Here is a 7,858-nt window from a genome sequence, read left to right on the forward strand (position 1 = left end):
CTGTCAGGGCTGAGCAGGTAGATTTCTTCGCCACCAGGGCCGGCGGCCATCACCATGCCTTCGGAGATGCCGAACTTCATTTTCCGTGGCTTGAGGTTGGCGATCATCATGGTCAGGCGACCATTGAGCTTGGATGGGTCCGGGTAGGCACTCTTGATCCCGGAGAACACGTTGCGTTGCTCGTCACCAATGTCCAGGGTCAGGCGCAACAGCTTGTCGGCGCCCTCCACGTGTTCGGCCTTGACGATCAGCGCGACGCGCAAATCGACGGCGGCAAAGGTGTCGAACTCGATTTCCGGCGACAGCGGATCCTTGGCCAGTTCGCCATTGCCGGCAGGTGCGGCTGCGCCGGTGTCGGTCTGGCTGGCGGTCAGGTCTTCTTTCGAGGCGTCGGTCATGGCTTGCACCTTGACCGGGTCGATTCGGGTCATCAACGGCTTGAACTCGTTCAACTGGTGATTGCTGAGCAAGGTCGCGTGGTCGTTCCAGGTCAGCGGCGCGACGTTGAGGAACGCCTCGGCATCGGCGGCCAGCAATGGCAGCACAGGCTTGAGGAAGATCACCAGCTGGCGGAACAGGTTGACGCCTGTGGCGCAGATGGCCTGGACTTCATCCTGCTTGCCTTCCTGTTTGTTCAACGACCACGGCGCCTTGTCGGCGATCCAGGCGTTGGCGCGGTCGGCCAGGCCCATGATCTCGCGCATGGCGCGGGCGAAGTCGCGGGCTTCATAGGCGTCGGCGATGCTCGGCGCGGCGGCCAGGAAGGCTTCGGTCAGTTCCGGCGCGGCGTTGGTGTCGACCATCACGCCGGCATTGCCCTTGTTGATGAAGCCGGCGCAACGGCTGGCGATGTTGACGACTTTGCCCACCAGGTCGGAGTTGACCTTCTGTACGAAGTCTTCGAGGTTCAGGTCGAGGTCGTCGACGCCACGGCCCAGCTTGGCCGCGTAGTAGTAGCGCAGGTATTCCGGCGACAGGTGGTCCAGGTAGGTCCGGGCCTTGATGAAGGTGCCACGGGACTTGGACATTTTCTGGCCATTGACGGTCAGGTAGCCGTGCACGTTGATCCCGGTCGGCTTGCGGTAGCCTGCGCCTTCGAGCATGGCTGGCCAGAACAGGGCGTGGAAGTTGACGATGTCCTTGCCGATGAAATGGTACAGCTCGGCGGTCGAGTCCTTGCCCCAGAACGCATCGAAGTCCAGCTCCGGCGTACGGTTGCACAGGTTCTTGAAGCTGGCCATGTAGCCGATCGGTGCATCCAGCCACACGTAAAAGTATTTGCCCGGCTCGTCGGGAATTTCAAAACCAAAGTACGGCGCATCGCGGGAGATGTCCCACTGTTGCAGGCCGGCGTCCAGCCATTCGGCGATCTTGTTGGCTACGGCGTCCTGCAGGGTGCCGCTGCGGGTCCAGGTCTGCAGCATGGCCTGGAAGTCTGGCAGCTTGAAGAAGAAGTGCTGGGAATCCTTGAGCACCGGGGTGGCGCCGGAGATCGCCGACTTCGGATCCTTCAGGTCGGTTGGCGCGTAAGTCGCGCCGCATTTTTCGCAGTTGTCGCCGTACTGGTCTTCGGTGCCGCATTTCGGGCAGGTGCCCTTGATGAAGCGGTCGGCCAGGAACATTTTCTTTTCCGGGTCGAAATACTGGGTGATCGAGCGCGTGGCGATGTGCCCGGCGTCACGCAGCTTCAGGTAAATCTGGCTCGACAGCTCACGGTTTTCTTCGGCGTGAGTGGAGTGGAAGTTATCGAAATCCACCAGAAAGTCGGCAAAGTCGGCGCTGTGTTCAGCCTGGACGTTGGCGATCAGTTGTTCCGGGGTGATGCCTTCCTTTTCCGCGCGCAGCATGATCGCCGAACCGTGGGCGTCGTCGGCGCAGACATAGATGCATTGATTGCCGCGGTGCTTCTGGAAGCGCACCCACATATCGGTCTGGATGTATTCCAGCATATGGCCGAGGTGAATCGAACCATTGGCATAGGGCAGGGCGCTGGTGACGAGGATCTTGCGTGGCTCGGACATGGGGCTCGGCTACTTGATGAAACGGAGGTCGGCCACTATAAAGCGCTGGCGCATATTTTTCACCCTGTGGGCCTGTTTCATTGGATGAGTAACGGGTCGATGCAATCTTTTGAGCATCCCGCCTGACGCTTAGAACAGGTACGATACTCTCCATCTTTTCCAAGTCCTGTTTTCGGAGTTGCCCATGAGCGCCGTCAATCGCGCAGCGGTGGAAGCCGTCCTTCGCCAATACACCGACCCATACCTGAACCAGGACCCGGTCAGCGCCGGGTGTGTGCGCAACATCGAGATCCAGGGCGACCGCGTCAGCGTTCAGCTCGAACTGGGCTACGCCGCCGGTCTGTTCAAGAGCGGCTGGGCGCAGATGTTGCAAATGGCCATCGAAGGCCTGGACGGCGTGGCATCCGCCCGTGTCGACATCAGCAGCGTCATCGCCGCACACAAGGCCCAGGCACAGATTCCGGGGCTGGCCAACGTCAAGAACGTGGTAGCTGTGGCGTCCGGCAAGGGCGGCGTGGGCAAATCCACCACGGCGGCCAACCTGGCCCTGGCCCTGGCCCGCGAAGGTGCCAAGGTCGGGATTCTCGATGCAGACATCTACGGCCCAAGCCAGGGCATCATGTTCGGCATCCCCGAGCGCACCCGTCCTGAGGTCAAGGATCAGAAATGGTTCGTTCCGCTCAAGTCCCATGGCGTCGAAGTGATGTCCATGGCGTTCCTGACAGACGACAACACGCCGATGGTCTGGCGCGGTCCGATGGTCTCCGGCGCCTTGCTGCAATTGGTGACCCAGACTGCGTGGGGCGACCTGGACTACCTGGTCATCGACATGCCGCCGGGCACCGGTGACATCCAGTTGACCCTGGCGCAGAAAGTGCCAGTGGCCGGTGYAGTCATCGTGACCACCCCGCAGGACCTGGCATTGCTGGACGCGCGCAAGGGCGTGGAAATGTTCCGCAAGGTCAACATCCCGGTATTGGGCGTGGTGGAAAACATGGCCGTGCACATCTGCTCCAATTGCGGACATGCCGAGCATCTGTTCGGTGAAGGCGGTGGCGTGAAACTGGCCAACCAGTATGGCGTCGGGCTGCTGGCCTCGTTGCCGCTGTCGATGGTCATCCGCGAACAGGCCGATGGCGGCAAACCAACGGTGATCGCCGAGCCTGACAGCCAGATCGCCATGGTCTACCAGGAACTGGCTCGCCATGTCGGTGCGCGGATCGTATTGCAGGAAGCGTTGACGCCGGCGATGCCGAATATCAGCGTCAGCGACGACTAATAAGCTGAAATACGAATCCCTGTAGGAGCGAGCCTGCTCGCGAAGGTGTGTCAGGCACCGCGGTGTCGACTGATACACCATCGCGAGCAGGCTCGCTCCTACAGTTGTTCTTTGTCGCGTCTTAGATCCGCAACCCGCCATCCATCTCCAGAATCCGACCGGTGTAGTAGTCGTTCTCGAAGATGTACGCCGCCGAATGGGCGATCTCTTCCGGCTTGCCCATGCGCTTGAGCGGGATCCCGGCGGTCATCTTCTCCAGGGCTTCAGGCTTCATGCTCAGGGTCATTTCGGTTTCGATGAAGCCCGGTGCAATGCCGGCGACACGAATGCCGTAGCGTGCGAGTTCCTTGGCCCAGGTCACGGTTGCCGCCGCGACACCGGCCTTGGCGKCGGAGTAGTTGGTCTGACCGACGTTGCCAGCGCGGGAAATCGACGAGATATTGATGATCGCCCCGCTGTTGTTCAGCTCGACCATTTTCGCCGCGACTTCACGGGTGCACAGGAACACGCCGGTCAGGTTGACGTCGATGACCGCCTGCCACTGGGCCAGGCTCATTTTGGTCATTTCGCCATCCTTGACCTTGAGCAGCAGGCCGTCGCGCAGGATCCCGGCATTGTTGATCAGGCCGTGGATCGCGCCGAAGTCTTCGGCGACCTGGGCGACCATGTGGGTCACTTGCTCTTCATTGGCCACGTTGCACAGGTAGGCGCGTGCCTCGATACCCTGGGCCTTGCAGGCCGCGACGGCATCGTCGAGTTTTTCCTGATTGAGGTCCACCAGCGCGAGTTTCGCGCCCAGGCCTGCGAAATACTCGGCCATGGAGCGGCCTAAACCCTGGCAACCGCCAGTGATAATGATTACTTTGTCAGTGAGTTGCATTCGCATGCCCCGGTAGCAGGTCTGAGTGGTTTCCTTTAGAGAGCCTCTCGATCTGCGCCTGACCTGGCTTGGCTGCACATGAGAACTGCCCCGATGGCGTGCTGGGACTTTCACCAGCAGCTCGTCCGTTTTTCTGACGGATTCTATTTAAGGAGTCATAAATTGAGCGTTGAAGCGGCTAAGCATGCACGAGAATTGCTCCTCAAGGAATACCGTGGGGTGCTCTCGACGCACTCCAAATCGATGCCCGGTTTTCCGTTCGGCTCCGTGGTTCCGTACTGCCTGGACGAGCTGGGCCGGCCGCTGATCCTGATCAGCCGCATCGCCCAGCACACTCATAATCTGCAGAAAGATCCGAAGTGTTCGCTCTTTGTCGGCGAACGTGGCGCCGAAGATGTCCAGGCTGTTGGTCGACTGACTTACCTGGCTGAGGCGCAGCAGCTTGAAGATGAAGCAGCTATCGAGGCCGGCTCCGAACGTTACTACCGCTACTTTCCCGAGTCGCAGGGTTATCACAAGGCTCACGATTTCGACTTATGGGTGCTCAAGCCTGTACGCCACCGTTATATCGGCGGTTTTGGCGCCATTCATTGGGTCAACGACCTGACACTGGCCAACCCGTTCGCCGGCAAGGCCGAAGTGAGCATGGTCGAGCACATGAACGCCGATCACGCCAAGGCCATCGCCCATTACGTCGATCTGGCCGGGCTGCCGAAAAACGTGCCAGCGCAAATGGCCGGTATCGACAGCGAAGGCATGCACCTGCGTATCGGTCAAAGCCTGTACTGGTTGCCGTTTCAAGCGCCTTGTAATACCCCGACACAAGTCCGCGAAGCCTTGGTTTCTCTGGCTCACGCCGATCATTGGCCGAAAAATGAAGTGGCCGATGCTTGAATTCACGAAACGGCGACGTCATCTAAGGTGAACTGGCAAGGCATTCTTGCGTTGAGGAACCATTTGATGCGCCCTTTTTTGTTGCTCTTTCTGCTGTTCCCGGTGTTGGAGCTGTTCGTATTCGTCAAGGTGGCAGGGTCCATCGGGTTTTTCCCGGCCCTGCTGCTGATCATTCTCGGCTCGATGTTCGGTGTGTTCGTGCTGCGCGTCGCCGGCCTGGCCACGGCCCTGCGTGCCCGTGAGAGCCTGAACCGCGGCGAGCTGCCGGCCCAGACCATGCTCGAAGGCCTGATGCTGGCATTGGCTGGCGGCCTGTTGATTCTTCCCGGTTTCATCAGCGATGTGATCGGCCTGTTCATGCTGCTGCCGTTCAGTCGTCGTCTGCTGGCGGGTAAAATGCGCCAGCGCGCCGAAGAGCAGGCGATGCGTCAGCGAGCGTTCGCCGACGACCTCCAGGCCCGTGGCGGCCCGGCACCTCGCGAGCCGCTGGGCCGTGAGCCCAACGTGATCGAAGGCGAGTTCGAACACCGCGATACCAAGTAATACGCACATCGACACGGCACCTTCGGGTGCCGTGTTCGTTTGCGGGGCAGCGAACTGAAAATTTTTCGATCCCTGCCCTTGTAATAAGCTTATGCGCCCTTATGTAACGGTCACCGCAAGGTTTCTGGCGAACACGCCAGACAGACTTCCGCGGTTCGCTTGACGAACCGCAACCGGCACCGCCGGCCTTTGTTAAACCCGCCGGGACTACACCGGCCGATGAAAACCACAATTAGGAGAGATCGACAATGAAGCTTCGTCCTCTGCATGACCGCGTCGTTATCCGTCGCAGCGAAGAAGAAAAGAAAACCGCTGGCGGTATCGTCCTGCCAGGTTCGGCTGCCGAAAAAGCCAACAGCGGCGAAATCCTCGCTGTAGGCACCGGCCGCGTACTGGAAAACGGTGAAGTGCGTGCACTGTCCGTGAAAGTGGGCGACAAGGTTGTGTTTGGTCCTTACTCCGGCAGCAACACTGTGAAAGTCGACGGCGAAGACCTGCTGGTAATGAGCGAGAACGAAATCCTCGCTGTTATCGAAGGCTGATACCCCCGTTCATTTTCCGCTACTACAAAGTATTTAAGGAATATCGATCATGGCTGCTAAAGAAGTTCTGTTTGGCGATTCCGCCCGCAAGAAAATGCTCAAAGGCGTCAACGTCCTGGCTGACGCGGTAAAAGCGACCCTGGGCCCGAAAGGCCGTAACGTGATCATCGAGAAGAGCTTCGGCGCTCCGACCATCACCAAGGACGGCGTTTCTGTCGCCAAAGAAATCGAACTGGAAGACCGTTTCGAAAACATGGGCGCGCAGCTGGTCAAAGACGTTGCCTCCCGTGCCAACGATGACGCTGGTGACGGTACTACCACCGCTACCGTTCTGGCTCAGTCGATCGTCAACGAAGGCCTGAAAGCCGTCGCTGCCGGCATGAACCCGATGGATCTGAAGCGCGGCATCGACAAGGCGACCATCGCCATCGTCAAAGAGCTGAAAAACCTGTCCAAGCCATGCGCTGACACCAAGGCAATCGCTCAGGTTGGCACCATCTCGGCCAACTCCGACAACTCCATCGGCGACATCATTGCCGAAGCCATGGAAAAAGTCGGTAAAGAAGGCGTGATCACCGTTGAAGAAGGCACTGGCCTGGAAAACGAACTGTCGGTTGTAGAAGGCATGCAGTTCGACCGTGGCTACCTGTCCCCGTACTTCGTCAACAAGCCGGAAACCATGGTTGCCGAGCTGGACAACCCGCTGGTTCTGCTGGTCGACAAAAAGATCTCGAACATCCGCGAAATGCTGCCAGTGCTGGAAGCCGTTGCCAAAGCCGGCCGTCCACTGCTGATCGTTTCCGAAGACGTTGAAGGCGAAGCCCTGGCGACTCTGGTCGTGAACAACATGCGTGGCATCGTTAAAGTCGCAGCCGTCAAGGCTCCAGGCTTCGGCGACCGCCGCAAGGCCATGCTGCAGGACATCGCCGTTCTGACCGGCGGTACCGTTATCTCCGAAGAGATCGGCCTGAGCCTGGAAGCAGCCACCCTGGAAAACCTGGGCAGCGCCAAGCGCGTGACCATCTCCAAGGAAAACACCATCATCGTTGACGGTGCTGGCGTAGCAGGCGACATCGAGTCCCGCATTGCTCAGATCCGTGCTCAGGTTGCCGAAACTTCCTCGGACTACGACCGTGAAAAACTGCAAGAGCGTCTGGCGAAGCTGTCCGGCGGCGTTGCAGTGATCAAGGTTGGCGCTGGTTCCGAAGTAGAAATGAAAGAGAAGAAAGCTCGCGTTGAAGACGCCCTGCACGCAACCCGTGCAGCCGTTGAAGAAGGCGTGGTACCTGGCGGTGGCGTTGCGCTGATCCGCGCTCTGGAAGCAATCCTCGACCTGAAAGGCGACAACGCCGACCAGGACGTGGGTATCGCCGTTCTGCGTCGTGCCATCGAAGCACCGCTGCGTCAGATCGCTGCCAACAGCGGTGACGAGCCAAGCGTTGTGGTCAACGAAGTCAAGAACGGCAAAGGTAACTTCGGTTACAACGCTGCGACTGGCGAATACGGCGACATGATCGAAATGGGTATCCTGGATCCGACCAAGGTCACCCGTTCCGCGCTGCAAGCTGCATCGTCGATCGGCGGTCTGATCCTGACCACCGAAGCCGCTGTTGCTGATGCACCGAAGAAAGACGGCGGTGCTGGCGGCGGTATGCCAGACATGGGCGGTATGGGCGGCATGGGCGGCATGATGTAAGCC

Annotated in this window: 7 protein-coding genes; 5 read left to right on the forward strand and 2 right to left on the reverse strand. The window is 59.5% G+C overall.

Translation table 11 applies throughout. The annotated features are described in order from the left end of the window. On the reverse strand, positions 1 to 2,021 hold a 2,021-nt coding region (gene metG, locus ACXRVY_RS11985), incomplete at its 3' end, for a methionine--tRNA ligase (RefSeq protein ID WP_458237458.1). A 184-nt stretch (positions 2,022 to 2,205) separates the two neighbouring features. On the opposite strand from metG, the gene apbC reads away from it, so the two are divergent. After that, the gene (gene apbC / locus ACXRVY_RS11990; RefSeq protein ID WP_458237459.1) at positions 2,206 to 3,300 is read left to right on the forward strand and encodes an iron-sulfur cluster carrier protein ApbC; all 1,095 of its coding nucleotides are present in this window, start codon (positions 2,206 to 2,208) and stop codon (positions 3,298 to 3,300) included. Between the two features lie 121 nt (positions 3,301 to 3,421). Here the strand turns inward: apbC and ACXRVY_RS11995 are convergent, their stop codons facing one another. Beyond that, positions 3,422 to 4,180: an SDR family oxidoreductase gene (locus tag ACXRVY_RS11995; RefSeq protein ID WP_458237460.1), complete on the reverse strand. Its 759-nt coding sequence runs from the start codon at positions 4,178 to 4,180 to the stop codon at positions 3,422 to 3,424. Positions 4,181 to 4,342: 162 nt separating this feature from the next. Here ACXRVY_RS11995 and ACXRVY_RS12000 point away from each other — a divergent pair, with 162 nt between their 5' ends. From ACXRVY_RS12000 to groL, 4 genes are all read left to right on the forward strand, one after another. Then, a complete protein-coding gene (locus ACXRVY_RS12000) occupies positions 4,343 to 5,074 on the forward strand; it encodes a HugZ family pyridoxamine 5'-phosphate oxidase (RefSeq protein ID WP_223459971.1) in 732 nt (243 codons plus the stop codon). A gap of 66 nt (positions 5,075 to 5,140) precedes the next feature. Further along, complete coding sequence (locus tag ACXRVY_RS12005; protein ID WP_223459973.1) at positions 5,141 to 5,617, forward strand: FxsA family protein; 477 nt, start codon at positions 5,141 to 5,143, stop codon at positions 5,615 to 5,617. A gap of 248 nt (positions 5,618 to 5,865) precedes the next feature. Beyond that, the gene (locus ACXRVY_RS12010; RefSeq protein ID WP_007985847.1) at positions 5,866 to 6,159 is read left to right on the forward strand and encodes a co-chaperone GroES; all 294 of its coding nucleotides are present in this window, start codon (positions 5,866 to 5,868) and stop codon (positions 6,157 to 6,159) included. A 49-nt stretch (positions 6,160 to 6,208) separates the two neighbouring features. After that, entirely contained in the window at positions 6,209 to 7,855 is a 1,647-nt protein-coding gene (gene groL, locus ACXRVY_RS12015; protein WP_150728305.1) for a chaperonin GroEL, read from the forward strand. Positions 7,856 to 7,858 lie beyond the last annotated feature (3 nt).

The sequence above is a fragment of the Pseudomonas sp. P5_A2_2 genome (assembly GCF_054177685.1).